21 protein-coding genes are annotated in these 24,090 nt (G+C 38.1%); 5 read left to right on the forward strand and 16 right to left on the reverse strand.

The features are described from left to right. Positions 1-96: 96 nt before the first annotated feature. Positions 97-540, reverse strand: a complete 444-nt coding sequence (locus ICG50_RS00460) for a nucleoside deaminase (RefSeq protein WP_187658947.1) — start codon at positions 538-540, stop codon at positions 97-99. A gap of 37 nt (positions 541-577) precedes the next feature. Here ICG50_RS00460 and ICG50_RS00465 point away from each other — a divergent pair, with 37 nt between their 5' ends. Further along, positions 578-2,371 (forward strand): 1-deoxy-D-xylulose-5-phosphate synthase, encoded by a 1,794-nt coding sequence (locus ICG50_RS00465; protein ID WP_187658948.1) that lies wholly within the window; start codon positions 578-580, stop codon positions 2,369-2,371. On the opposite strand, the gene ICG50_RS00470 is transcribed toward ICG50_RS00465, so the two are convergent. The 11 genes from ICG50_RS00470 to ICG50_RS00520 all read right to left on the reverse strand — a co-directional run bounded on the left by ICG50_RS00470 (position 2,368) and on the right by ICG50_RS00520 (position 18,055). Then, a complete protein-coding gene (locus ICG50_RS00470; protein WP_187658949.1) occupies positions 2,368-3,702 on the reverse strand; it encodes a deoxyguanosinetriphosphate triphosphohydrolase in 1,335 nt (444 codons plus the stop codon). The two genes, ICG50_RS00465 and ICG50_RS00470, sit on opposite strands and share 4 nt — an antisense overlap. Before the next feature lie 55 nt (positions 3,703-3,757). Then, the gene (locus tag ICG50_RS00475; protein WP_187658950.1) at positions 3,758-4,210 is read right to left on the reverse strand and encodes a GNAT family N-acetyltransferase; all 453 of its coding nucleotides are present in this window, start codon (positions 4,208-4,210) and stop codon (positions 3,758-3,760) included. A gap of 1 nt (position 4,211) precedes the next feature. Further along, a complete protein-coding gene (locus ICG50_RS00480) occupies positions 4,212-4,712 on the reverse strand; it encodes an RDD family protein (protein ID WP_187658951.1) in 501 nt (166 codons plus the stop codon). Beyond that, entirely contained in the window at positions 4,713-4,937 is a 225-nt protein-coding gene (locus ICG50_RS00485) for a hypothetical protein (protein WP_176306504.1), read from the reverse strand. It abuts the gene before it with no gap. 73 nt (positions 4,938-5,010) lie between these two features. Next, positions 5,011-8,259 (reverse strand): M43 family zinc metalloprotease, encoded by a 3,249-nt coding sequence (locus tag ICG50_RS00490; RefSeq protein ID WP_187658952.1) that lies wholly within the window; start codon positions 8,257-8,259, stop codon positions 5,011-5,013. A gap of 125 nt (positions 8,260-8,384) precedes the next feature. Next, on the reverse strand, positions 8,385-10,808 hold the full coding sequence (locus ICG50_RS00495; protein WP_187658953.1) for a ribonucleoside-diphosphate reductase subunit alpha: 2,424 nt from the start codon (positions 10,806-10,808) through the stop codon (positions 8,385-8,387). 128 nt (positions 10,809-10,936) lie between these two features. Next, positions 10,937-11,914, reverse strand: a complete 978-nt coding sequence (locus ICG50_RS00500) for a ribonucleotide-diphosphate reductase subunit beta (RefSeq protein ID WP_187658954.1) — start codon at positions 11,912-11,914, stop codon at positions 10,937-10,939. Positions 11,915-12,259: 345 nt separating this feature from the next. After that, positions 12,260-12,766 carry a hypothetical protein gene (locus ICG50_RS00505; RefSeq protein ID WP_187658955.1) on the reverse strand — a complete coding sequence of 169 codons (507 nt, stop codon included), beginning with the start codon at positions 12,764-12,766 and terminating at the stop codon, positions 12,260-12,262. Positions 12,767-12,833: 67 nt separating this feature from the next. After that, positions 12,834-16,232 (reverse strand): hypothetical protein, encoded by a 3,399-nt coding sequence (locus ICG50_RS00510; RefSeq protein ID WP_187658956.1) that lies wholly within the window; start codon positions 16,230-16,232, stop codon positions 12,834-12,836. Between the two features lie 96 nt (positions 16,233-16,328). After that, on the reverse strand, positions 16,329-17,582 hold the full coding sequence (locus ICG50_RS00515; RefSeq protein WP_171221463.1) for an aspartate kinase: 1,254 nt from the start codon (positions 17,580-17,582) through the stop codon (positions 16,329-16,331). Continuing rightward, positions 17,582-18,055, reverse strand: coding sequence for a GNAT family N-acetyltransferase (locus ICG50_RS00520; protein ID WP_187658957.1), 474 nt, complete (start codon positions 18,053-18,055; stop codon positions 17,582-17,584). Before ICG50_RS00520 ends, ICG50_RS00515 begins: the two co-directional genes overlap by 1 nt. A 107-nt stretch (positions 18,056-18,162) precedes the next feature. On the opposite strand from ICG50_RS00520, the gene fbp reads away from it, so the two are divergent. Continuing rightward, positions 18,163-19,170, forward strand: coding sequence for a class 1 fructose-bisphosphatase (gene fbp / locus ICG50_RS00525; RefSeq protein ID WP_187658958.1), 1,008 nt, complete (start codon positions 18,163-18,165; stop codon positions 19,168-19,170). 93 nt (positions 19,171-19,263) lie between these two features. Here fbp and ICG50_RS00530 read toward each other — a convergent pair whose 3' ends face one another. Beyond that, entirely contained in the window at positions 19,264-19,695 is a 432-nt protein-coding gene (locus ICG50_RS00530) for a tellurite resistance TerB family protein (protein WP_187658959.1), read from the reverse strand. A gap of 149 nt (positions 19,696-19,844) precedes the next feature. Here ICG50_RS00530 and ICG50_RS00535 point away from each other — a divergent pair, with 149 nt between their 5' ends. The 3 genes from ICG50_RS00535 to ICG50_RS00545 all read left to right on the forward strand — a co-directional run bounded on the left by ICG50_RS00535 (position 19,845) and on the right by ICG50_RS00545 (position 22,608). Further along, positions 19,845-20,438, forward strand: a complete 594-nt coding sequence (locus ICG50_RS00535) for a HupE/UreJ family protein (protein ID WP_187658960.1) — start codon at positions 19,845-19,847, stop codon at positions 20,436-20,438. Positions 20,439-20,592: 154 nt separating this feature from the next. Continuing rightward, positions 20,593-21,021 carry a deoxycytidylate deaminase gene (locus ICG50_RS00540; RefSeq protein ID WP_187658961.1) on the forward strand — a complete coding sequence of 143 codons (429 nt, stop codon included), beginning with the start codon at positions 20,593-20,595 and terminating at the stop codon, positions 21,019-21,021. A gap of 18 nt (positions 21,022-21,039) precedes the next feature. Further along, positions 21,040-22,608, forward strand: coding sequence for a S41 family peptidase (locus ICG50_RS00545; protein ID WP_187658962.1), 1,569 nt, complete (start codon positions 21,040-21,042; stop codon positions 22,606-22,608). Between the two features lie 3 nt (positions 22,609-22,611). On the opposite strand, the gene ICG50_RS00550 is transcribed toward ICG50_RS00545, so the two are convergent. From ICG50_RS00550 to ICG50_RS00560, 3 genes are read right to left on the reverse strand one after another with little or no spacing between them, the layout of a single operon-like run. Continuing rightward, the gene (locus ICG50_RS00550) at positions 22,612-23,220 is read right to left on the reverse strand and encodes an FAD-dependent oxidoreductase (protein ID WP_187658963.1); all 609 of its coding nucleotides are present in this window, start codon (positions 23,218-23,220) and stop codon (positions 22,612-22,614) included. A gap of 21 nt (positions 23,221-23,241) precedes the next feature. Beyond that, positions 23,242-23,439, reverse strand: coding sequence for a hypothetical protein (locus ICG50_RS00555; protein WP_171221455.1), 198 nt, complete (start codon positions 23,437-23,439; stop codon positions 23,242-23,244). 38 nt (positions 23,440-23,477) lie between these two features. Continuing rightward, entirely contained in the window at positions 23,478-24,053 is a 576-nt protein-coding gene (locus tag ICG50_RS00560) for a MarC family protein (RefSeq protein ID WP_187658964.1), read from the reverse strand. Between the last annotated feature and the right edge of the window lie 37 nt (positions 24,054-24,090).

Raw genomic sequence — 24,090 nt, forward strand, 5'->3', positions numbered from 1 at the left:
CTTGGAAATTTTTTCCCAATTAGCATTATAACGTTAAAAATAGTATATTATTATTTACGTTGAGAAATATTTTTTAGGAATATTTTTCTTAACCTTTTATTTGCGTTTGGAAGCAAAAAATCGCACCATCAAATCGGAAGCTTCTTGGGCCAAAACCCCTTTAATTACTTGGGTTTTCGGATGAAGTTGGGTGCCTAATTTTTCAAACCCGCGTTGCTCATCCGACGCACCAAAAACCACTTTAGAAATTTGGCTCCAGTACAACGCACCGGCACACATTTGACAAGGTTCCAAAGTGACGTATAAAGTACAGCCTTTTAAGTATTTTCCACCGATGAAATTCGCAGCCGAAGTAATGGCTTGCATTTCGGCATGTGCAGTGACATCATGGAGCATTTCGGTGAGATTGTGCGTTCTGGCAATCACTTTATTATCGATTACAATGACAGCTCCGACAGGAATTTCGCCTTTGTCAAAAGCCAATTCGGCTTCCTGCAAAGCTTTCTTCATAAAATACTCATCGGTGAAAGGGTTTTCCATAAAACAAAAATACAATTTCAATTCGTACATTTGTCCCATGTCCAAAAAATTGCTCCATCATATTAATAATCCAGTCGATTTGCGAAAACTAGCCGTCGCTCAATTGCCCGAAGTGGCGAAAGAGTTGCGCGAGTTTATTATTGATATCGTTTCGGTAAAAGAAGGACATCTCGGTGCCAGTTTAGGCGTAGTCGAATTGACCATTGCCTTGCATTATGTTTTTGATACGCCCAATGATTTATTGGTTTGGGATGTTGGGCATCAAGCTTACGGGCATAAAATTTTGACAGAACGCAGAAAGAAATTCGATACCAATAGACAACTCGGCGGACTTTCCGGTTTTCCGAAACGCAGCGAAAGTGTGTATGATACTTTTGGCGTAGGCCATTCTTCTACGGCGATTTCTGCGGCATTGGGTATGGCGATTGCGTCCCAATTGAAAGGCGAAAACAAACACCATATAGCCGTTGTAGGCGATGCCTCGATTGCAAGCGGAATGGCATTTGAAGGGTTGAATCATGCCGGCGTTACCGATGCAGATTTGTTGGTGATTTTAAACGACAATGCTATCGGGATTGACCCAAGTGTTGGTGCTTTGAAAAACTATTTGACTGCGGTTAAAGAAGGCAAAAATCCTAAGCAGAACAACATGATTAAGTCGCTGAATATTGATTATTCAGGTCCGATTGACGGTCATGATTTGCCTGCTTTGATTACCGATTTAGAACGACTCAAAAAAGTAAAAGGGCCAAAATTTTTACACATCATAACCACCAAAGGCAAAGGGTTACAAAAGGCCGAAGAAGACCAAGTGAAATACCACGCACCGGGGAAATTTGATGCGGCAACCGGAGAAATTCACAAAACGGCTACAGAAAATTTGGCGCCTAAATTTCAGGATGTATTTGGATTGACCTTAGTCGAATTGGCGAAAGCCAACCCAAAAATAATCGGAATCACGCCTGCTATGCCTAGCGGCAGTTCGATGAAGTTTATGATGGACGCTTTTCCGAAACGCGCTTTTGATGTGGGGATTGCTGAACAGCACGCCGTAACCCTTTCCGCCGGAATGGCGACGCAAGGCATGGTCGTTTTTTGCAACATTTATTCGACTTTTTTACAACGTGCTTATGACCAAGTGATACATGATGTGGCTTTGCAAAACCTGCCGGTGATTTTTTGTTTGGACCGAGCGGGATTGGTTGGTGAAGACGGCGCGACACATCATGGCGTTTTTGACATTGCGTATTTGCGTTGTATTCCGAATATGATGATTTATGCGCCCAAAGATGAAATCGATTTGCAAAATATACTTTACACGGCTTCTTTAGGATTGAAACATCCTATTGCGATTCGTTATCCACGTGGTCGTGGCAAAAATGCGGATTGGAAATTCCCTAGCGATTTTCAAAAAATAGAACTTCGGAAAGCGCAGAAGTTGAAGAAAGGCAAAAAAGTAGCCATCTTAACTACCGGAACTATTGCAGATAATGTGACTGCTGCCTTAGCTGAAATAGAAGATGACGGTCACTTTGCGCACTACCATTTCGGGTTTATCAAACCTTTGGATGAAAAGAAACTGCACAAAATCTGTGATAAATTTTCTACCATCATTACCGTGGAAGATGGCGTTACGACCGGTGGATTTGGTAGCGCTATCTTAGAATTTGCAGCCAAAAATGATTATGTCAACGAAATCTTCCTTTGTGGCGTACCCGATTATTTTATCGAACACGGTACGGTGGACGAACTCCAACAATTCTGTAATATTGATGTGGATGGTTTGAAATCGCTTTTTTCTACTTTACTTGAGGAAGAGGAAGAAGATTAAGCCGTCACAATCTTATTCAACTCTACCGCTTTCCCATCCGTCAACATCGAGATGTAATGGCAAATGTGGAGCAATCTTTCGTAGAGACTTTCTTTTTCCAAATGGTGTTTTTCGGGTAGAATTTTCATTAACAACTTATCGTAATTCGTGGCTTTTCCGTCATAGGTATTGTTGTAAGCCGTGATGAATTTGTCCAATAAATTATTGATGATTTGGTAACCCGAAAGCTCTTTCTCAATCACTTCGCGGCTTTGGTAAATATTCTTCACGCTTAGCTTGATGATGTCGTCCATTTGGGCTTTGTACTTGCTTTTATCGGTTAAGGCAAAATGGAATTCTCCTTTAAGAATAGCTTCTTCGTTTTCAATAAACACGCGAACGGCATCGTTGATTAAGTTCCCAATAGCTAACGCGCGCAAATAACTAATTCTGTCTTCTTTGGTGGTTAAAGTTTGGTATTTGGCCGCATCAATCGTGTCTTTGACTAACTTGATTAAATATTCCAACGCATAATCTTCGGAAACTAAACCGAGATTGATGCCGTCTTCAAAATCGATTATCGTGTAGCAAATATCGTCGGCCGCTTCGACTAAAAACGCTAACGGATGGCGTTCGTAACCTACATCTTCTCCTGTTTTATTGAAAATCATTCCCAATTCTTCGGCTACTTCTTTGAAAAAAGTAACGTCGGATTGGAAGAAACCATATTTTTTATCGGCTATGTTTTTGGTGGGTTTTTTAGGTAGACTTTCTTTCGGGTATTTGGTAAAAGCACCCAACGTGGCATACGACAAACGCAAACTTCCTTCGATTCCCGGACGCGAACTGGTTAAGACCGAGAAACCATTGGCATTGCCTTCAAAATCGACTAGATCTTGCCATTGTTTGGGCGTTAGTTGGTCTTTGTATTGTTGGCCTTTTCCAATCGCAAAATATTCTCCAATCGCTTTTTCGCCTGAATGTCCGAATGGCGGATTGCCAATGTCGTGTGCCAATGCTGCAGCGGCAACAATGGCTCCGAAATCATTCATGTGATAGCCATGGATTTCTTTTAAATACGGATATTTTTCGATGATTTTTTTGCCAACCAATCTTCCGATGGAACGACCAACGACGGAAACTTCCAAACTGTGGGTCAAACGCGTGTGAACGAAATCGGTTTTAGATAACGGAATCACTTGGGTTTTATCTTGTAAACTGCGAAAAGCCGACGAAAAGATAATACGGTCATAATCGACTTCAAAGCCGAGACGTGTGTCGTCTTGTTCGATGCGCAATCTTTTGCCGGTGTCGCCTTGGCGTTTTAGAGATAAAAGTTGTTCCCAGGTCATACAATATTAAATTTTAGATTTTAAATATCAGCTATAAGTCCCTCAAAAATACAGTTTAATTTAGACTTTTCTTCATGCAGACACTGTTTTCCACGCCTATGTATTGCCCGAAGTTTTCGGTGATTTGGTAGCCGAGTTTTTGGTATAAACTAATGGCGTCTTTTTGCAGGTATCCGGTTTCGAGTATGGAAAATTTATAGCCTTCTTCTTTGGCCCAAAGTTCCAGTTCGGTTAGAATGGTTTTGGCAATGCCTTTGCCGCGGTATTCGGGTAAAGTGTACATGCGTTTGATTTCGGCGGTTTCGGAATCATATTCTTTGTAGGCGCCGATACCAACTGCTACTTCATTTTCATAACAAATCAAGGCGTTTTTGAGCAAGTTGGTTTTGTTGAATTGGGCATAAAACTCGTGATCATCGCCATCGAGAATTCTCAAATAGGCATCGAGTTGGAGGACTAAATCCCCGAAATCTTTATTATCAGAAGTGGTTCTAACAATGGATATCATCTTATTCTTCGTTAGGGTTTGATTTTGATTGATAAAACGCTAGCTTTTCTTGCTCCAAGGCTTTTTTATCGACTACATAGGTTTTAGAAATACTGTCGTGCCAAGTTCGAGCCGGAAAACCAATTATAGATAATGCATTAAACGGAATCAATCGGCATAAGGAACGAACCATAATGGTTTCGTGATTGGGTTTTTCTCCATTTTGATCAACCACTATAGTTTGGGTAATCCATTTTCCGACTGTTCTTCCCGAGAATATTTCAAAAATATTGTAATAAAACAAGGCAATACAGGTAGTAATGGTATATTGGGCTAAAGTATTTGTTGGCAAACCCGTTACAAAGGTCTTGTCACCGCTGGCTTCGGCTTTGGCCACAATGAAAACCAATACTAAAAAAAACAAGATGAGCTGCATTATAGTATCAAGTAATAAATTCAAAAACCTTTGACCATGTGAGGCTAAAAGTTCATCGGAAACCTCAAAGCGCTTTCGTTGTTCCATCTATTCTTTCTGGTTGGCCAAAAAGAAATTTCTCGATTTCTTTGGGTATTGATTGTAGCTTTTATCGCTTGGATTGGCAATTACCGATTTGATATTGATTTCGTCTCCAAGTTTGAAACTCGCTTCGGTGTATTTATAATCCAATAAATATTCGCCACAGAAATAATTTCCGTTTTCGTCTTTTTCAATGATGCCGGTGTAAACCCCTTTTTTTTCTTTTGACATGATGTTGTAATATTGCCCTCAAAAGTAACTAAAATCAAAACAGTCATCAAGTTGAATACTGTTTTATTTACTATCAATTCTTTAAGATTTTTTGTGCATGGGTAAATTCAGAACTGTTGATTTCAATAATGTACATTCCCGATTGACAATGAGATAAATCAATATTTTTATGACCATTAGTCATTAATTCACTCTCCTCTAGAACAATTCTTCCACTGACCTCAAACACTCTAATGTTGATTTTGCCAACAAATTCGGGCATATCAATTGTGAACAAACCTGTTGATGGGTTGGGTGTTATTTTTATGTTGTATTTTGAAAACGTTGGACTATTTAAGGTTGGACAAAAAGCAGAGATGGTTGTGGTTGTGATGGTTGTACAACCTGCGGCATTTACTTTAGTCAGTGTAATTGTTCCCGGTAGACTAGTCCAATTGATATTCACACTTGGTTGATTATTAACCAATCCTGTAATACTACCAGAACCTCCTGTGATAGACCAAGTCACGCTATCTCCTTGATTTAATGGCGTAGAATTATTGGTAATACTTTCGTTAACACGGGTTAAGCAAGCCGTTGTACTTCCGGTAATTGTTGGCGACGGTGCCGAATTAATTTCTATAGGCAAACTGGTTCCTAAAAGGACATTGTTACTGCTTTTTAAAGTGACCATATAAGTCCCGTTTTGAGAAAAATTATAAGTGGGATTGGTTACTGTTGTGGTAAAACTCGTTCCTAAAGTAGTATTGGAAAATGTCCAGATAAACGAAGTTCCGCAAACATTCGGGAAGAATTTATAGGTGTTACAAGCAGTTATGTATCGGCTAATTACGTTGGAAGTATTGGGTTCAAAATAAGCGGTTGATTGGTTTGCATCAATAATGTTGGGTAATGAAGGTCCAACACGAGAAACAAAATTGGTTGCTCCCGGTCCATTAATCGTAAAGTTACAGGAGTTGGGATTGTCTGTAGTGGCGATGACATTTGGGTTATGAATTACGGATAATTTTTTATAATTATTGGTTCCATTTGCCATGGCAATGTATAATTTATTATCCGGTCCTAGTTGCATTCCCCAAGGTCCCAAAGTTGAAGAGGCAATCACCTTTCCGGTATTATTTATCTGTATTGCATTAATATTATATTGATAAATCGTTTTATTATAGTAATTACTAATGTACAATAAATTAGAATCCGGACTAAATGAATTTCCCTGAATTTGACCATAATTCCCTGTAGATTGTGGCAGCGAAATACTAGAATAACCACTGTCTACAATTCCTTCCGCTTTATTAAAATCATAGATTCTGGAGGGAATAACGGAATTATACCCATGACTTAAAAATAGTTTATTCCCATTGGGTGCGATTTCAATTACTGAGTCATTGATATATCCACTTGCACCATTGACAATTAATCTTTCGGAATTGTATGCTAATCCTGAACTTGTTAATGAGAAAACAACAAAATAAAGATCCGTTCCTTTTTTTAAAGTTACAATGATCCAATAGTCAAAATTATTGCATTTTTTTACTGCCGTTATAGATTTAGAGCCAATCAAAGCTCCATTAGTCGCAAGATCAAAACCATAGGAAACCGGAAGAGTGATGGGCTGATGCATTGCTCCCATAGTGGCAGTCGTTCCGTTAACATTAACCATATTGTAATAAAAACCAATGTCAGAAACAGCAACAGATGAATTGAAGGGTTGTTGAACAAAAATATAATATTCAGAAATCAAATTCCCTGTAACCGGTGGCTTAGGCACTATTAAGGTTTGATAACTGCTATTGCTGCTCGAACTCAACATTAAATCAGTTGGATTAATTGGGACATGTTGATTATTCCAAACTTTAAAATTATTGGTATAGAATAGTAAATTACCATTGGGATCACATTGGGAATTACAAGATAAATTAGCGGTATTATTGGATGGAAAATTTGGGTCAAAAACAGCCCTGCCTGTAGTAAAATCTAATCCACTACTTCTATCAACATACCAATAACTATTGCTGTTATTAATTGAATTACAATTAGTCACATAAATTTGTTCTGTTGAAATTACTATGTCTCCAGTAGCATTGGTTACTGTTAAAGTTACCGTATATGGTGAATTAGCGGCTGAAGTATAGATGTGAGAAGCGACTTGTGTATTGGCTGTATTAGGATTGGAAACCGTAGCAAATGGATCCCCAAAATTCCACGAGTAGGTTGCAGATGGCGGTGCCGAAAAAGAAGTTGGTGTAGTTGTACTTGCGCATGGAGAATAATCATTGACCGTTATGGTTGCCGAAATTAAATTAGTGGAACCACAAGTTCCTGTGTAAATAATGTTTTCTGTGCTATATAATAGATTTCGGTTGGCGTTTAAAACCATCAACATGCGTTCTATTTGTCCATTAGTAAAATGATTTTGACAATTGTTATTGCCATAATCCATATAATTAGTCAAATCATCTAAAATTGCCGGTGTTTCCGGACAAGAATTGGTGCCGACCACACAGTTAAAATTTGGCGCAGCAACCTGAGGTGTATCACATATCCTATCGCCATCATACAAACAGTCACCAACACTATTTGAACAGCCGCCTTCAAAAGTATGATACAAGGCTAAATAATGTCCGACTTCATGCACTAAAATCTTGCCTAAGTTGTAATTGGCCAACATGTTCGGATTGGCATTGCCAAAAACGTCATATCGCATTACAATACCGTCAAAAATAGCGGAAACATGAGGAAACATGGAATAACCTAAAGTGCCGGAATTGGTTCCATCAATACTTTTTACAACCCAAATTCTCAAGTACCTTTCTTTTGTTATTTGTGGGTTTGCTGTGTTAACCAGCGCTTGTTGGGCATTTGAAAAATGGTTGGATAAAGTGGCATTATTAACGTGAATTATTCCGGCAGTATTTTGTACATCAGAAGTAGTAACTGTTGGCAATGCACTTGTGCCATTGACTTTAGTTGCTAGGCAAAACTTAATTCCGGTATTCAAAAAGTATTCATTTAACGCTGTTAATTGATTATTCACCTGAACATCTGAAATATTAGTTAAAGCCGTACCGTCATGAACAATATAAACCACTACCGGAATGGTAATGGATCCGGCTGGCGGAATACTAAGACCGGATTTATTGGCAAGTTCAGTGGTGGTAAGGTTAATATTTTCTTCAAAAAAATCTAATCTTTCCTTGGCTTCCGGTGAAGTATCGATTAAATTTTTCAACAACTCAGCTGTTGCACAGGGCGACTGTATTCCGGACTGTGAATAACAAAGAACGTTAACTAAAACAAGTAAGCTACATAATAATTTTTTCATAGACCGGTTTTGTGTTGGATGGCATAAATCAAAAAAGGTTGCTTTATCTTATAAAAATAACAAAAAAAACAGCCATCTAACGACAGCTGCTTTTTATATTCTATGTTTTTAATTTTATTCTCTAATTAAGACCCACACATTTCACAATCATCCGGTCCGGCATTGCGCGCGCGTTCTACCATAGCGGCAAAATCTTCTGCCGTCATTTCTCCGGTTTCGTTTGGCGCAACTACTTCAACACCTACTGCTTCCGGTTCTGCCAATGTTGGTTCCGCTTTTTTATCATTGTTCAAAGTGAACTTAATCGCATCTACCGCAGCTTTGGTTCTCAGGTAATACATTCCTGTTTTCAGGCCACTTTTCCATGCGTAGAAGTGCATTGATGTTAGTTTCGCATAGTTTGCATCTTGCATAAACAAGTTCAACGATTGCGACTGGTCAATGAAATATCCTCTGTGTCTTGACATGTCGATAATGTCTTTCATTGACATTTCCCAAACGGTTTTGTAAAGCTCTTTTAAGTCTTCCGGAATTCTATCTATTCCTTGTACAGAACCATTGTTGCGCATGATTTCTTGTTTCAAAGTTTCATCCCACAAACCTCTTTCTACTAAATCCATCAACAAGTGTTTGTTCACTACGATGAATTCTCCAGACAATACACGACGCGTGTAAATGTTAGAAGTATAAGGTTCGAAAGCTTCGTTGTTTCCTAAGATTTGTGACGTAGAAGCGGTTGGCATTGGCGCTACCAATAATGAGTTTCTTACGCCGTGTTTTACCACTTCTTTACGCAAGCTTGCCCAATCCCAACGGCCTGATAATTCTTCGTCTTTGATGTTCCAAAGGTTGTGTTGGAATAAACCTTCCGAAATTGGTGACCCTTTAAAGCTTGAATATGGTCCTTCTTCTTTAGCCATTTCCATGGATGCGGTTACGGCGGCGAAGTATAACGTTTCGAATATTTCTTGGTTTAATTGTTTGGCTTCATCGCTGGTGAACGGCATTCTTAATAAGATGAAGGCATCGGCCAAACCTTGTACGCCCAATCCTACCGGACGGTGACGCAAGTTAGAATTTTCGGCTTCTTTTACCGGATAGTAATTTCGGTCGATTACTTTGTTCAAGTTGCGGGTTACGCGTTTGGTTACGTTGAATAACAATTCGTGGTCGAATTTGTTGTTGTTGACAAACATTGGCAACGAAATAGACGCCAAGTTACACACTGCAATTTCGTCTTCTGAAGTGTATTCCATGATTTCGGTACACAAGTTTGAAGAACGAATGGTTCCCAAATTCTTTTGGTTCGATTTTCTGTTCGCGGCATCTTTGTACAACATGTATGGTGTGCCGGTTTCGATTTGTGATTCTAAGATTTTCTCCCAAAGTTCACGTGCTTTGACCGTTTTTCTTCCTTTTCCTTGTGCTTCGTAAGCAGTGTACATCGCTTCGAATTCGTCTCCGTAAACGTCGCATAATCCCGGACATTCATTTGGACACATTAAGGTCCAATCCGCATTTTCTTCTACGCGTTTCATGAATAAGTCGGATGTCCACATGGCGAAAAACAAATCCCGTGCACGCATTTCTTCTTTTCCGGTGTTCTTTTTCAAATCGAGGAATTCGAAGATATCGGCATGCCAAGTTTCTAAATAAATGGCAAAACTTCCTTTTCTTTTTCCGCCGCCTTGGTCAACGTAACGCGCGGTGTCATTGAATACACGTAACATTGGAACAATTCCGTTAGAAGTTCCGTTTGTGCCTCTGATGTAAGAACCTGTGGCACGAACGTTGTGAATTGATAAACCGATTCCTCCGGCAGATTGCGAGATTTTCGCGGTGTTTTTTAACGTATCATAAATCCCGTCGATGCTGTCATCTTTCATCGATAACAAGAAGCAAGACGACATTTGTGGTTTTGGCGTTCCTGCGTTGAATAATGTTGGCGTCGCGTGGGTAAAGAATTTTTTCGACATTAAGTCGTAAGTTTCGATTACCGATTCTAAGTCGTTTAAGTGAATTCCAACCGATACACGCATCAACATGTGTTGCGGACGTTCAACAATTTTTCCGTTGATTTTTAGCAAATACGAACGCTCTAAGGTTTTGAAACCAAAGTAGTCGTAGTTGAAATCACGGTTGTATATGATGTGAGAGTTTAAAAACTCGGCATTTTCTTGAATAACTTGGTGAACCTCATCCGAAAGTAAAGGGGCTTGTTGGTTTGTTCTTGGATTAACGTAGTGGTACATTTCATTCATCGTTTCCGAGAATGATTTGTTGGTGTTTTTGTGTAAGTTGGAAATAGCAATACGAGCGGCTAATTGTGCATAATCCGGGTGTGTTACGGTCATGGATGCGGCTGTTTCCGCGGCTAAGTTGTCTAATTCAGAAGTGGTTACTCCGTCATACAAACCTTCGATAACTTTCATCGCTACTTTTACAGCGTCTACCAATTCATTTAAACCATAGCATAGTTTTTTAATTCTATCTGTGATTTTGTCAAACATTACCGGTTCTTTGTGACCGTCTCTTTTTACTACGTACATACTTGTTTTGTTTTGTGAAATAGAAAATCCCTTCGCTACTTCGAGTTACTTGTTTTGTTTTTGTTAATCCCTTAACTTCCTATGAAACTTGCGTCTCAGAGAAAACTTCAAAAAAATTTGAACTATTATTAAAAATCGGCGTCGAAGCTGATTTTTTGATCTTCGGTATCTTTTGACATTACGCCGGCTTTTTGGTATTCGGCCACGCGTTTTTCAAAGAAATTGGTTTTTCCTTGTAACGAAATCATGTCCATGAAATCGAAAGGATTGTTAGAGTTGTAGACTCTTTTGCAGCCTAATTCCACCAATAATCTGTCGGCCACAAACTCTAGATATTGTGTCATTAAATTGGCATTCATCCCTATTAAACTTACCGGAAGTGATTCTGTAATAAACTCTCTTTCGATAGTCAAAGCATCGGTGATGATTTCGGTGATTCTGGCTTTGGATACTTTATTTACTAAATGATGATTGTGTAAATGCACGGCGAAATCGCAGTGAACGCCTTCGTCACGAGAGATTAATTCGTTGGAGAAAGTCAAGCCCGGCATTAAACCGCGTTTTTTTAACCAGAAAATCGAACAGAATGCCCCTGAAAAGAAAATGCCTTCTACGGCGGCAAAAGCAATTAATCTTTCGGCGAACGAATCAGAGCTAATCCATTTCATTGCCCAATCCGCTTTTTTCTTAACGGCCGGAAATACTTCAATGGCATTAAACAATTGGTTTTTTTCGGCTTCATCTTTTACATAAGTATCGATTAACAACGAATAGGTTTCGCTGTGAATGTTTTCCATCATGATTTGGAAACCGTAGAAAAACTTGGCTTCCGGGTATTGTACTTCGTTTACAAAGTTTTCGGCCAAATTCTCGTTTACGATTCCGTCAGAAGCCGCGAAGAAAGCCAAAATATGTTTGATGAAATATTTTTCATCGTTACTCAGTTTATTATTCCAATCTGATAAATCTTGGTGTAAGTCGATTTCTTCGGCGGTCCAAAAACTAGCTTCCATTTTTTTGTACCAATCCCAAATGTCATGATGTTTGATTGGAAAAATCACGAAACGGTTTTTATTTTCTTGTAAAATTGGTTCGATAGCGGCCATTTTGAAATTATTATTAAGATTATTTGACGAGATTTTATCTAAATCTGTCTGTTACAAAGATTGTCAAACGAAACGTAAAATGAAAGTCAAACTTATTCACAATCGGGTCTAGTTTTTAACAAATCAACGGTTTGTTTAATCTTTTTAGATAATTATTAACTTGTTGATTTTCAATTATTTAATTTTTTAAAAAACTTGAAAAAGCCCTAAAACAAAGGAAGTTAAGAATTTACTGATGGGTTGATTTTAACATTTCATCATCTTCTGAATGCCTTTTTTTGGGGCTAAAAAAAGAGCGGTTTTTCGCTTGAAAAAACCGCTCTTTGAAAAGTGTACATTTATTTCTTATTTATCATCCGAAATATAGGTTTTATTACCATTAGAGTTGATATAGTATTTCCCTCCTCTTGGCCCGGTATACACTTTTTTACCTTTATAACTTCCGGTTACCTTGTCTTTGTTATTTTTAGGTGCTTTTTCTTTGGATACCCTTTCTTTAACTTCTTTTTTGGCTTTGGCCTCTGATTTATTAGCGGCTGCTTTGGATTTTCCGGCGGCTGATTTTGCTTGTCCTGTAGCAGAGGCATTATTAGTTTTGGGTTTATATCGCTTGTCCGGAGTACCATCTTTTTTTAGTGGTGCTTTTGTTGTAGTTTTAAAACGTTTGTCCGGTGTGCCGTCTTTTTTCAAACGCGACTTGGCTTCTTTTGCAGCTTTGTCTTTTGCAGCTTTGTCTTTCAACGTCTTTTCTGAAGTTGCCTTTGCCGACTTGATCTGATCTCCAAGCTTTTCTTGAGCATTACTATTGACTACAAAAGCAAAAAGAAAACAAATTAAAAATAGTTTTTTCATGGTGATTAATTTAAATTTTAGGTTGATTAAAAGTAAGAAAAAAATAAACACAAAAAATGATATTACATTAAAAATATGCTCTTAATTGAACATTTCCGGTATGAATGGTTTTACTGGTTTCTGTTTTTCTACCTTGGTAGTTGATGTTAATGTCTAGAAACTGGGTTAGGTTTTTTTGCAACAGCAATCGCCAAGTGAGGTTTTTTCCGGGCTGTAATCCTTCCAACATTTGAAAAGCTACCGGCAACAAGGCATCGCCTTCAAATTGGTTATTGTACAAGGAGAATTCACCATTCATAGTAATCTTCTTATCATTGGCATAAGAAAACGACGTGCCAAAACGACTTTGTTTCAGTTGCTCTCCGTTGCCAATTTGATTTTCTTTATTTTGGTATTCGAAGAAAAGATCCCAACTCGCATTTTTGTTAAACAAATAAGAGATTTTTGGGTTGAATTGGTACGCTTTGATTTCAAAATTTTTGCTTTCATAATTCTCTGAGAACAGCGAAGTCTTGGTGATTTTTGTTCCTAAATTTAACAACCATGTTTTTTGAAACAAATGGGTATACTGCCATTGATGTGATTTATTTTCGCTTTCCTGAGAACCTACAGAAAGTAGCGTTTGGAGCTCGTTTTGAGTAAATGTATAAGTAGTTGAATGCTTTTGTTTGCCTCGATTGTAAAACAAACTGTTGCGAAAACTGGTATTCAATCCCAACAAATTATCATCATCTCTTGAAAACGGATTTAAATCAAAATTGTCTCCGTTTCGTCGAATTTTACGCTCAATTAAAAAAGACGTTTGATTATAGAAATGCGAGAGCACTTTTTTGAACCCTTTAGCATTTTGCCATTGCACCGGATTTAAAGTCAGTGATTGGGAAAATTTATTTTGGTGTGTTTTAACAAAAATCTGATTGGGTAAAAAGAGGCGAACATACCGCGCTTGATCGGGAAAGGGTGCGATTTCAAATTCTTGTAACTCTTGAATTCCGTTGTTGTTGTAGTCAATCCAAGTGTAAACTCCTTGCCCGGGTTCGACTTCTAAATAAGTGAATTCCTGTTGGGCAATCGTTCCCGAAGTAGTTTCATAAGCGGTAGTGACTTGCGCAAATTGCTTAAAAAACTGATCGTTATACAACAATCTCGAATTTAAGGAAGGTTCGTTTCCACGAGTCGCCTCTTCAAATTTGAGATTTCTGTAGTTTACAAATAAAGCCAAATTAGTTTTATCGGTTTGGATTAACTTTGATTTCAAATAATACGATTGTGAAGTATTTACCCTTTTCAAAAAACCGTTCTGCAAACTGTCGTTTATACGATGCAGATAACCCAATTCGACAAATACTTTGGTACTGTCACCTCGACCAACAAAAGCACCATATTCGGTAAATCTTTGGCTCAAAGCTGACAATTGATTTGTTGTGACCAATCTTTCTTTGTTGTCTTCCAATCGTAAACTGCCACCAACCCAATTCTTTTTAAAGTGATATCTAGCTTGAGATTGGTTCCGAATAAAAGTCGATTTGGCATAATCACCATCACTATTTAAAACGCTGGTATTTTGTTGTAAACTCCAATCTTTGAGCTTGAAAAATCCATTAACCAAATGACGGTTTCCGGTAAAGCTTTGGGAGAAATCCAATTTTTCAAATTGATATGTGAGTTTCCCTTTTTCGGGTAAAGCAAAATCTAATCCATTAACCAACAAACTTTGATTACCCGAGAAAGTGGTCAAATTCCAATCGCGGTTGAATTCAATATTGAACAAACGCTCAATCGTTCTAAAATCTTCTTGAACAAACTGATAACTTCCAAAAGCATCGATTTGCCATTTTTTGGAAAACAACCTTTGCTTGAAATTCAGTTTTCCGGCTACTCCTTTATTATTATTGTCATTAATAGGAGAAAACAGGTTTTGGTCATTGTTGCTTAACCCAATTTCAAAATCAACCAAAGTCTTTTCATTAGGATTATACTTTCCTAAAACGGTTGCAATTTGGATTTTGGTTGGCGCTACCAATCGGGTAATCGGTTCATAATTTCCTTGTGGGATTCCGGCAATTGGCAAAACATATTGGTAAATTTTACCTATCGCACCGGTATTGGTTAAAATATAATTTCCGAGATTATTACCGACTAAAGTAAACCTCACATTGTACAATTCGTCTTCAGGATTATTGGAATATTCAAAGACTTCGACGGCATTAACAAAGACTTTTTTGTATAAAATTTTATTTTCAGAAAAGGTGTCCAAATACGCTGATGGTGCATTCATCAAGTTAACATCATCTCCGGCATCCGCTAAAATAGCGACTTGTTCAGGGGACAAACTTTGTTGCAAGGGTTGATTTTTAACATCGTTTTCAGAGTACAAATAACCACCTAAACTCCAATTTTTCGAAGTATAATTAGCTCCGCCATAAGTCACAAATCGGGTGTAACTTCTATCCGAATATTGGTATTCAATTACGATTCTCATTTCGGAAGTGATAGGAAACAGTGACGTAAACGTAATTTCTCCGGCATTGTAATCGATAATATAATCGTTATTTTCTCCGCGTTTTTTCAGAATTCCGTTGACATAAACGCGTTCCGAACCAGAAATCACCAGCACATACAATTCGCCATTATTGCCTCTCAATTTATACGGCCCTTGATTGCCTTCTTGACCGGTAAACGAACTTTTAGCATATTGTCCGCGAACCAAAGCCGCTGAAGCAAAGATTTCGGTTTTGTTTTCTTCTCCGCCAAATGTGAATCTCGTAGACAATCCTTGCACTTTTTTATTGAAATTCAGAAACCGCGATTGGCGGTTTTCGAGAAATAAATCGCCGGCGCGGATGTTCCATTTGTCGGTGAACAATTCGATGAAAATTTGGTCAAACTCGTCCAATCTTTGGGAGTAACCATTGTCCTGTAAAGGAATATTAGAATCCTGAATCGAAGCGCGAAGCGAGACTTTGTCAGAGATTTTTCCGGTAATTTGCAAATCGAGATTAGACGTCACCGAAGCGTTTTGATTGTTCCCAATCGTCACGCCACGAGTAATACTTCCGGAAGTATTCAAACCCTCAAACGGGACAAACTTTTTAACCGAACGATTGACTTGATAAAGATTTCCGGCCTCATTCGGCACTACTTTGTCTTGGTCGTAAATACTGTAAGTCTTTGTTAAATGTTCGGGGAATTTAAAATACCGAATGGTCAAACTGTCTGCAGCCGTAAAGCCATTTTTGAAAAATAATTTTCCGGATTTGAAATCGACTTTGTAGAAAGTAGTGTCGATTTCTTTGCCTTCACGATTCAGCAGTTTAAAGAAACTCGGACTGATGCTTACTTTTTCAATGGCGATGGTATCTTTGGAAACGGCTACTTTTTTGGTTTGGTACAACGATTTGATTTCCTGAGCCGAAAGACCGGAAAAACCAAGTAGTACCAATAATAGCAGTAGTTTCTTTAGCATACGATTATAACGTAAAAATAGGCGATTTAATATAAAAAAACCGCGAACACTTTATATTTTCAGCATTCGCGGTTTACTTGTTTATTCTTTCTTTGCTTATTCCTTAGTCACCACTTGCATGGTTTCTCTCGAAATTTGTTTTAGTAAAACCGTTTTACCTTTTTCTACCATCTCGGCAGCCTCTTTATTAAAGTGACGAATCGTATATAAAGACACGTTTTCGTTGTAGGCTACTTTGAATTTTTTGGATAAAATGGCTTTCAATTCATTGAAGTTGCCAAATTTATCTTCCACACTTACCGAAAAACTAATCGCCGAGTTTTGTATCAAACTCACCTTCATTTTGTATTGGTGGAATAAAGCAAATATTTCGCTGATGTTTTCTTCCATAATAAAAGAGAAATCGATAGACGATAATGAAATCAATAATTGGTCTCTTTTGACAATATAACAAGGCGTTTGCGGCTCTAAATCTTTCCCTTTGGAAACGCTGGTTCCCGGCAATAGCGGATTGATAAATGATTTTACATGCAACGGAATTTCTTTTTTCTGAAGCGGTTGTAGCGTTTTCGGGTGTATAACTGTTGCACCGTAAAATGCTAACTCAATGGCTTCACGATAAGAAATTTGGTTTAACAAAATCGCATTTTCAAAGTATCTCGGATCGGCATTCATCACACCCGGAACGTCTTTCCAAATCGTAACACTTTCGGCATTTAAGCAATACGCAAAAATCGCAGCGGTATAATCGGAACCTTCTCGGCCTAAAGTCGTGGTGAAATTATTTTCATCTGAACCTAAAAATCCTTGCGTGATATTCAACGCTTTTTTCTTAACGCCTTTTGAAATAAACTGTTGGGTTTTTTCCCAATCGACATTGGCATCACGGTAAGTATTGTCGGTTTTGATAAAGTTTCTAACGTCAATCCAGTTGTTTTTCAAGCCGGCTTGCGCAAAATAATGACTTACAATCGTAGTCGAAAGAATCTCACCGTAACTTACGACTTGATCATAGACAAAGTTGTAATTCGGTGATTTATTGCTTCGGATAAAATACTCTAAATCGGCGAAATGACTGTTCACCGCAAAATACACATCGTGTTCTTCATCTTCGAATAAATCCATCAAAATTTGGTAGTGGTACTTCTTGACTTCTTGTAGCGAAGAATGCAATTCATTCGACTTCTCGAAGTAATTCTTGATGACTACTTCTAAAGCATTAGTGGTCTTTCCCATCGCGGAAATTACCAAAAGTGTGTCTTCATGACCTACTTTTTCTAATACACTAAATACGTTTTTAATACCTTCAGCATCTTTAACGGATGCTCCCCCAAATTTGAAAATTCTCATTATAAATTAGTTAAATATTCATTTATTCCTTGTTCGTCCATTTGAACAACGTCCCAATCTTCTAAGACTTTCGCCCCCGATTTTTTATAAAATTCTACTGCCGGTGTGTTCCAGTCTAAGACATTCCATTCGATTCTTCGAACGTTATCTGCTTTGCCTTGTTCCATGATTTTGGTGTACAAGGCGGAGCCCAAACCGGTACCGCGCATTTTTTCTTTGACTATTAAATCCTCCAAATGAATGGTTCTTCCCTTCCAAGTCGAATAGCGGTAATAATACAACGCCATTCCAACAATCTCGCCTTCAACCTCAGCTACAAAAGTGTAAAACAACGGATTTTCTCCAAAACCATCTCGCTCTAAATCGGCTAGGGTTACTACAACCGCATCGGGTTCTTTTTCAAAAACAGCCAGTTCTCGGATTAAATCCAGTACGGCTTGCATGTCGGCTCTAGTTCCTTTTCGGATGTTCATTTGGTACAAATTTTTTGCAAAAATACAATTTATAATTTCTTTGCGAAATACATTTTTTCTTTGGCAAATTTAGCGATATTTGCAGCCACAACTACAACGATTTCGTAATGGAAGAACGCAACAAAACCTTAGGTGAATTTATCATCGAAAAACAAGAAGAATTTAAGTATTCCTCCGGAGAATTATCCCGTATCATCAACTCCATCCGATTGGCCGCCAAAGTGGTGAATTACAAAGTAAACAAAGCCGGTTTGGTCGATATCGTTGGTGCGGCCGGAGACCAAAATATTCAAGGCGAAGACCAACAAAAATTGGATGTTTATGCCAATGATGTTTTTATCCAAACGCTAATCAACCGCGAAATTGTTTGCGGTATTGCTTCTGAAGAGAATGATGATTTCATTACAGTTGCCGGTTCCGATAAAACACACAGCAATAAATATGTTGTTTTAATGGATCCTTTGGACGGTTCATCCAATATTGATGTAAATGTTTCTGTGGGAACTATTTTTTCCGTTTACCGCAGGGTAACTCCGGTTGGAACTCCGGTTACTTCGGCCGATTTTTTACAACCCGGAACGCAACAAGTTGCTGCCGGATATGTGATTTACGGAACGTCAACCATGTTAGTTTACACGACAGGTCACGGCGTTAACGGATTTACTTTAAACCCGGCTATTGGAACCTTTTATTTGTCGCATCCGAATATGCAGTTTTCGAAAGACGGCAATATCTATTCCATCAACGAAGGCAATTATGTGCATTTCCCGCAAGGCGTAAAAGATTATTTAAAATATTGTCAGCTCGAAGAAGGTGACCGACCTTATACTTCGCGTTACATTGGAAGTTTGGTTTCTGACATTCACAGAAACATGATTAAAGGCGGCATTTATATTTATCCGACTAGTTCGAAATCGCCTAACGGAAAACTGCGTTTGCTTTACGAATGCAACCCAATGGCATTCATCACTGAACAAGCCGGCGGAAAAGCCTCCGATGGTTTTGGAAGAATCATGGAAATCAGCCCGACAGAATTACACCAACGCGTGCCTTTCTTCTGCGGAAGTTATAATATGGTAGAAAAGGCTGAGGAGTTTATGGCGAAATATGTTTAAGTAGCTGAGTGACTGTGTGACTGAGTGACTGAGTAAAAATAAGAAGCCTGAATCAATGATTCAGGCTTCTTATTTTTGTATTTTGATAAATTATTACTTATTCATATGCGTCATTTCATATACGAACGTATCAGAATCCACATTCATCACCAACAGCGACAAAGCTTTTTCAACAATGTAAGGTACATTTCCCGGTGTAAATCCAAGTGCCAAAGCAAACTTAGTTAAGATTTCTTTCTGTTTTGGTCCTAGAACGTGGTCGGCATAAACCATACGCGATAAATCATACAAACGCTCTAATCTTTGAACGTGTAAATACGGCGGATTGATTGGGTATTTTAAAGGATTTTCTAAAATCTCTTCGTATTCTGCTGCGGATATTTCCAAACGAACGGCAAGTTTATCCAAGAACTCTTTTTCTTCTTTGCTCATATCGCCATCGGCTGTTGCCACACGAACGATTGCTGAAAAATGTCCCTTATTTCTGCTTTTAAACTCGCTATCAAATAAATCTGAAATTGACATAATTTTACTGGTTTTAATACTGCAAATATAAGCCAAATTCCTTTTTTAGAAAACCAATTCTCAAAATGTTTTTCATCGATTTTAGGATTAATTTTTAAAGGGCAATTAAAATTAATTGTAAGTTTACGTTCCAAACAACCAAAACTACAATGTCAGATTTCTGGATATACTTCAATCTCGGATTAAAGCATGTGCTTGATATTTATGCCTACGACCATGTTTTATTTCTTTTAGCCTTAACCGTTCCGTACGAATTTAAATCGTGGAAAAGAATTTTAATTCTCGTTTCCCTTTTCACTTTGGGCCATACTTTAGCACTTTTTCTTTCGGTTTTTAATATTATTGCTATTAAGTCGAATATCGTTGAGTTTTTGATTCCAATAACCATCTTAATTGCAGCTTTATACAACATTATCGTTTCCGGAAAATCGAGCAAACAAAGCAGTATCACTTTTATCGGTATCGTGACCGTTTTCTTCGGAGTCATCCATGGTTTGGGCTTTTCGAATTATTTCAATACGATTCTTTCCGGCAAACCAACCGACAAATTATTACCGCTTTTCGAATTCGCTCTCGGCATTGAAGTCGCACAAATCATAGTGGTATTGACCGCTTTACTGCTGGCTTACGTAGTTCAAACACTCTTGAAATTCTCTAAACGCGACTGGATTTTAATCATTTCCGCTTTTATCGTTGGTGTCGTAATTCCGATGATTTTACAAAGTGAAATTTGGGTTAAATAATTATTGAGAAGCGAAAGGTTTAGGTATATTTGCTATCCGTTTTCCCGCTTTCCACGCTACATGGTAGCTAGTTACAATCGGGGCTAAAGGAAAAACCATTTGATTATCGGTAATCTTGTTGCACGAACAAGATTCTGAAACAAGTTCAGAATAAATGAAAGAAGCCAAACAAAAAAAATACGATATCGCCTACCTAAGAATTGCTGCCGAATGGAGCAAATTGTCTTATTGTAAACGCAAACAAGTCGGCGCCATCATTGTCCGCGACAGAATGATTATTTCCGACGGCTACAACGGAACACCATCCGGCTTTGAAAACTGCTGTGAAGACGACGAAGGGTTAACCAAATGGTACGTTTTACACGCCGAAGCCAATGCCATTTCTAAAGTAGCACGGTCAACTCAAACCTGTGAAAATGCTACATTATACATCACGCTTTCGCCTTGCAAAGAATGCAGTAAACTCATCCACCAATCGGGCATCAAACGCGTCGTTTTTAAAAACGGCTATCGCGATGAATCCGGTTTAGACTTCTTAAGAAAAGCCGGTATTGAAGTAACTCAAATCGAAAATTTAGACTAATTTATCATCATTCGTCCAATGAAATCTAAGGAAAAATACTTGCCTTTATTGCTGTTCTCTTGCGTGGCCTTGGGAATTATCATCGGCGGTATGCTCAATTTTCCGAAACGAACCCTTTCCAAACAAAACGCGAGCAAAGCAAAAATTGAGCGATTGATTGACTTCATTAACGAAGAATATGTAGACGATGTCAACTCGGATTCAATCGTTGACTTAACCGTAAACAGTATACTCGCCAATCTTGATCCGCATTCCGTTTATATTCCGCCAAGTGAACAATCTTCGGAAGCCGAATTGATGAAAGGTGATTTTGTTGGGATTGGCGTCAATTTTTATATGTTTAACGACACGGTTACGATTGTGAAACCATTGGAAAACGGTCCGGCCGAAAAAGCAGGCATCTTAGCCGGTGACCGCATTTTATACGCCGATAAAGACAAGCTTTTCGGAAGAAAATTACCAACCGATAGTTTGTTCAACAAATTAAAAGGCGAAGAAGGCTCGAGCGTTTTATTGACCATTTACCGAAAAAGCACCAACAAAAAACTTAAAATTCCGGTAGTTCGCGATGTGGTTCCAATTAAAAGTGTTGACACTTATTTGAAACTTAACGCCACAACCGGTTACATCAAAATCAATCGCTTTGCCGAAAATACTTATGACGAATTCCGAGTAGGCTTAGAAAAACTGAAAAAGCAAGGCATGAAAACCTTGGTCATTGATTTACGCGACAATGGCGGTGGTTATTTAGAAAAAGCCGTTGAAATAGCCGATGAATTATTGAAAGACAAAGAGCTTATCGTTTTTACCAAAAACAAAAGAGGCGAAATCAACAAAACTTTTGCCACTGAAGAAGGCATTTTTGAAACCGGAAGAGTGTATGTCTTAATCGACGAAAACTCGGCTTCTGCCAGCGAAATTTTAGCCGGGGCGATTCAAGATAATGATAGAGGAACTATCGTTGGAAGGCGTTCTTTCGGGAAAGGCTTAGTGCAACGCGAAATGGATTTTGAAGACGGTTCAGCGGTTCGTTTAACCACTTCCAGATATTATACGCCAAGCGGTCGATCCATACAAAAACCCTATGTAAAAGGGCAAGGTGAAGCCTACAGTCACGATTTCGAAACCCGATATGAAAACGGCGAATTGTATGCCAAAAACAAAATCAAAGTCGCAGATTCCTTAAAATTCAAAACCAAAAAAGGCAGAACTGTTTATGGCGGTGGCGGCATCGTTCCGGATGTATTTGTGCCTTTGGAAGTGAAAAAAGGAGAGGAAAGTTTGGCTTATATTTTAAGTTCAGGCTTAGTAAGTCATTTTGTTTTTGAACAATTAGACAAAAATCGAGCTACTTTCAAAGGATTGAAATTTGAAGCATTTTTGACCAAAATGCAGCAAGACAATACCTCAGTTTCTTCATTCGAAGGTTACTTAAAAGATGCCGGATTAGAAATGTCATTGGCTAACAATAAAGCATTGGTGAAAAAATTCTTAACAGCCGAATATGCCCGACAACTTTTTGGCGAAGACCAATATTATCAAATCATTTTGAAAGATGATTCGATGTTGAAAGCCGTTTTGAAGTAAGTTTTACTTTCGGATGCTGTCATGCACTTGCACATGAACTCCGCCATTCCACAACGTTAAAACATCAGTTGCCACAGCGGCACCGCTTCCGGCGGCTATGGCCAATTGGCTTCTCCAACCGGCTAAAGTTCCCGTAACGTAAATACCTTCTGTCACTTTGTGGTCAATATTTCTCAATTGGATTCGGTTTTTCTCCTGAATTACTTTTTGGTGTGGCATTACGTACTCTTCTAAACCTTCAATGGTGAATGGATTTCCGGCACCAATTCCGATAACAACGATTTTAGTTTGATAAGTATTTTTATTGGAGATAACGCTAAAATTTCCGGCTTCACCTTCAATCTTCATTACTTTTTCGCCTGAGATTTGGTTGATATGCGGATACAATTGGTTTAAATGATCAAGGCTTTCCGTTAATAATTCTGAGCCCAATTTTCCGGCAGAAATACCATAAGCATTGTTGAAAAGTGCGTCTTGTAAGGATGATGCTTTTTGATGAGCAATGACACCGATTTTTTTATCGGTAACAAAAGGTTTGTTTTGGGCCGAACCTAAGATCAAAGCACAAGACATGCCCGAAACACCGCCGCCAATAATTAAAACATCATACATAAGTTGGAATTTGAGAAACCCTTAGTTTTTTAGTTTGTCTTCGATTTTCTTTGACATTCTAAAAATTAGAAGGATTAAGACCGCACAAAATGAAGCGGCTATACCGATTAAAGCCACCATACTGTCACCTTCAAACGGGTTGTTGAAATCGAGTAAATAAATATTAACCAATATTAAGGCTACGGCAAGAAATATAAGTATGTTGGTGAAAATTTTCATGAGATAAATTTATGGAGCAAAAATACTAATTTTTAAGGTTATGCAAATAGTCCTTTAACATTAGCCGCAAATAATTTAACAGCTATGGCCAGCAAAACTACGCCAAAAACTTTTCTGATGATGCTCAACCCGTTTTTACTAAGCATTCTTTCAATTTTTGAAGACGATTTCAATATGGCATACACTAAAATAATATTCAACAAAATAGCAATAATAATATTGATGGATTGAAATTCGGCACGCAAAGAAAGCAAAGTAGTCATGGTTCCGGCACCGGCAATTAATGGAAAGGCAATAGGAACAATAGAAGCCGAAGTGGCTGCTTCATCTCGGTATAATCTGATCCCTAAAATCATTTCTAAAGCCAAAAAAAACAAGACAAACGATCCGGCAACGGCAAACGAATTGACATCAATCCCAATTAATTTCAAGATTTCTTCTCCCACAAAAAGAAAGGCAATCATGATTCCGGCCGAAACCAAAGACGCTTTTTCCGACTGAATATGACCAAATTTCGTTCTCAAATCGATAATCACCGGAATGCTTCCTACGATATCAATCACTGCAAAAAGGACCATAGTGGCAGTCGCAATTTCTCTAAAATCTAAATTCATGACGTTTATTTTTTTGCAAAATTAGGTTTTTAATACT

The sequence above is a fragment of the Flavobacterium buctense genome, from assembly GCF_014486695.1.
Lineage (GTDB): Bacteria > Bacteroidota > Bacteroidia > Flavobacteriales > Flavobacteriaceae > Flavobacterium > Flavobacterium buctense.

Excerpts from the sequence above, each read along its gene's own strand:
- ICG50_RS00460 (WP_187658947.1), bottom strand. The coding sequence starts at position 540 with ATGGAAAACCCTTTCACCGATGAGTATTTTATGAAGAAAGCTTTGCAG.
- ICG50_RS00465 (WP_187658948.1), top strand. The coding sequence starts at position 578 with ATGTCCAAAAAATTGCTCCATCATATTAATAATCCAGTCGATTTGCGA.
- ICG50_RS00470 (WP_187658949.1), bottom strand. The coding sequence starts at position 3,702 with ATGACCTGGGAACAACTTTTATCTCTAAAACGCCAAGGCGACACCGGC.
- ICG50_RS00475 (WP_187658950.1), bottom strand. The coding sequence starts at position 4,210 with ATGATATCCATTGTTAGAACCACTTCTGATAATAAAGATTTCGGGGAT.
- ICG50_RS00480 (WP_187658951.1), bottom strand. The coding sequence starts at position 4,712 with ATGGAACAACGAAAGCGCTTTGAGGTTTCCGATGAACTTTTAGCCTCA.
- ICG50_RS00485 (WP_176306504.1), bottom strand. The coding sequence starts at position 4,937 with ATGTCAAAAGAAAAAAAAGGGGTTTACACCGGCATCATTGAAAAAGAC.
- ICG50_RS00490 (WP_187658952.1), bottom strand. The coding sequence starts at position 8,259 with ATGAAAAAATTATTATGTAGCTTACTTGTTTTAGTTAACGTTCTTTGT.
- ICG50_RS00495 (WP_187658953.1), bottom strand. The coding sequence starts at position 10,808 with ATGTACGTAGTAAAAAGAGACGGTCACAAAGAACCGGTAATGTTTGAC.
- ICG50_RS00500 (WP_187658954.1), bottom strand. The coding sequence starts at position 11,914 with ATGGCCGCTATCGAACCAATTTTACAAGAAAATAAAAACCGTTTCGTG.
- ICG50_RS00505 (WP_187658955.1), bottom strand. The coding sequence starts at position 12,766 with ATGAAAAAACTATTTTTAATTTGTTTTCTTTTTGCTTTTGTAGTCAAT.
- ICG50_RS00510 (WP_187658956.1), bottom strand. The coding sequence starts at position 16,232 with ATGCTAAAGAAACTACTGCTATTATTGGTACTACTTGGTTTTTCCGGT.
- ICG50_RS00515 (WP_171221463.1), bottom strand. The coding sequence starts at position 17,582 with ATGAGAATTTTCAAATTTGGGGGAGCATCCGTTAAAGATGCTGAAGGT.
- ICG50_RS00520 (WP_187658957.1), bottom strand. The coding sequence starts at position 18,055 with ATGAACATCCGAAAAGGAACTAGAGCCGACATGCAAGCCGTACTGGAT.
- fbp (WP_187658958.1), top strand. The coding sequence starts at position 18,163 with ATGGAAGAACGCAACAAAACCTTAGGTGAATTTATCATCGAAAAACAA.
- ICG50_RS00530 (WP_187658959.1), bottom strand. The coding sequence starts at position 19,695 with ATGTCAATTTCAGATTTATTTGATAGCGAGTTTAAAAGCAGAAATAAG.
- ICG50_RS00535 (WP_187658960.1), top strand. The coding sequence starts at position 19,845 with ATGTCAGATTTCTGGATATACTTCAATCTCGGATTAAAGCATGTGCTT.
- ICG50_RS00540 (WP_187658961.1), top strand. The coding sequence starts at position 20,593 with ATGAAAGAAGCCAAACAAAAAAAATACGATATCGCCTACCTAAGAATT.
- ICG50_RS00545 (WP_187658962.1), top strand. The coding sequence starts at position 21,040 with ATGAAATCTAAGGAAAAATACTTGCCTTTATTGCTGTTCTCTTGCGTG.
- ICG50_RS00550 (WP_187658963.1), bottom strand. The coding sequence starts at position 23,220 with ATGTATGATGTTTTAATTATTGGCGGCGGTGTTTCGGGCATGTCTTGT.
- ICG50_RS00555 (WP_171221455.1), bottom strand. The coding sequence starts at position 23,439 with ATGAAAATTTTCACCAACATACTTATATTTCTTGCCGTAGCCTTAATA.
- ICG50_RS00560 (WP_187658964.1), bottom strand. The coding sequence starts at position 24,053 with ATGAATTTAGATTTTAGAGAAATTGCGACTGCCACTATGGTCCTTTTT.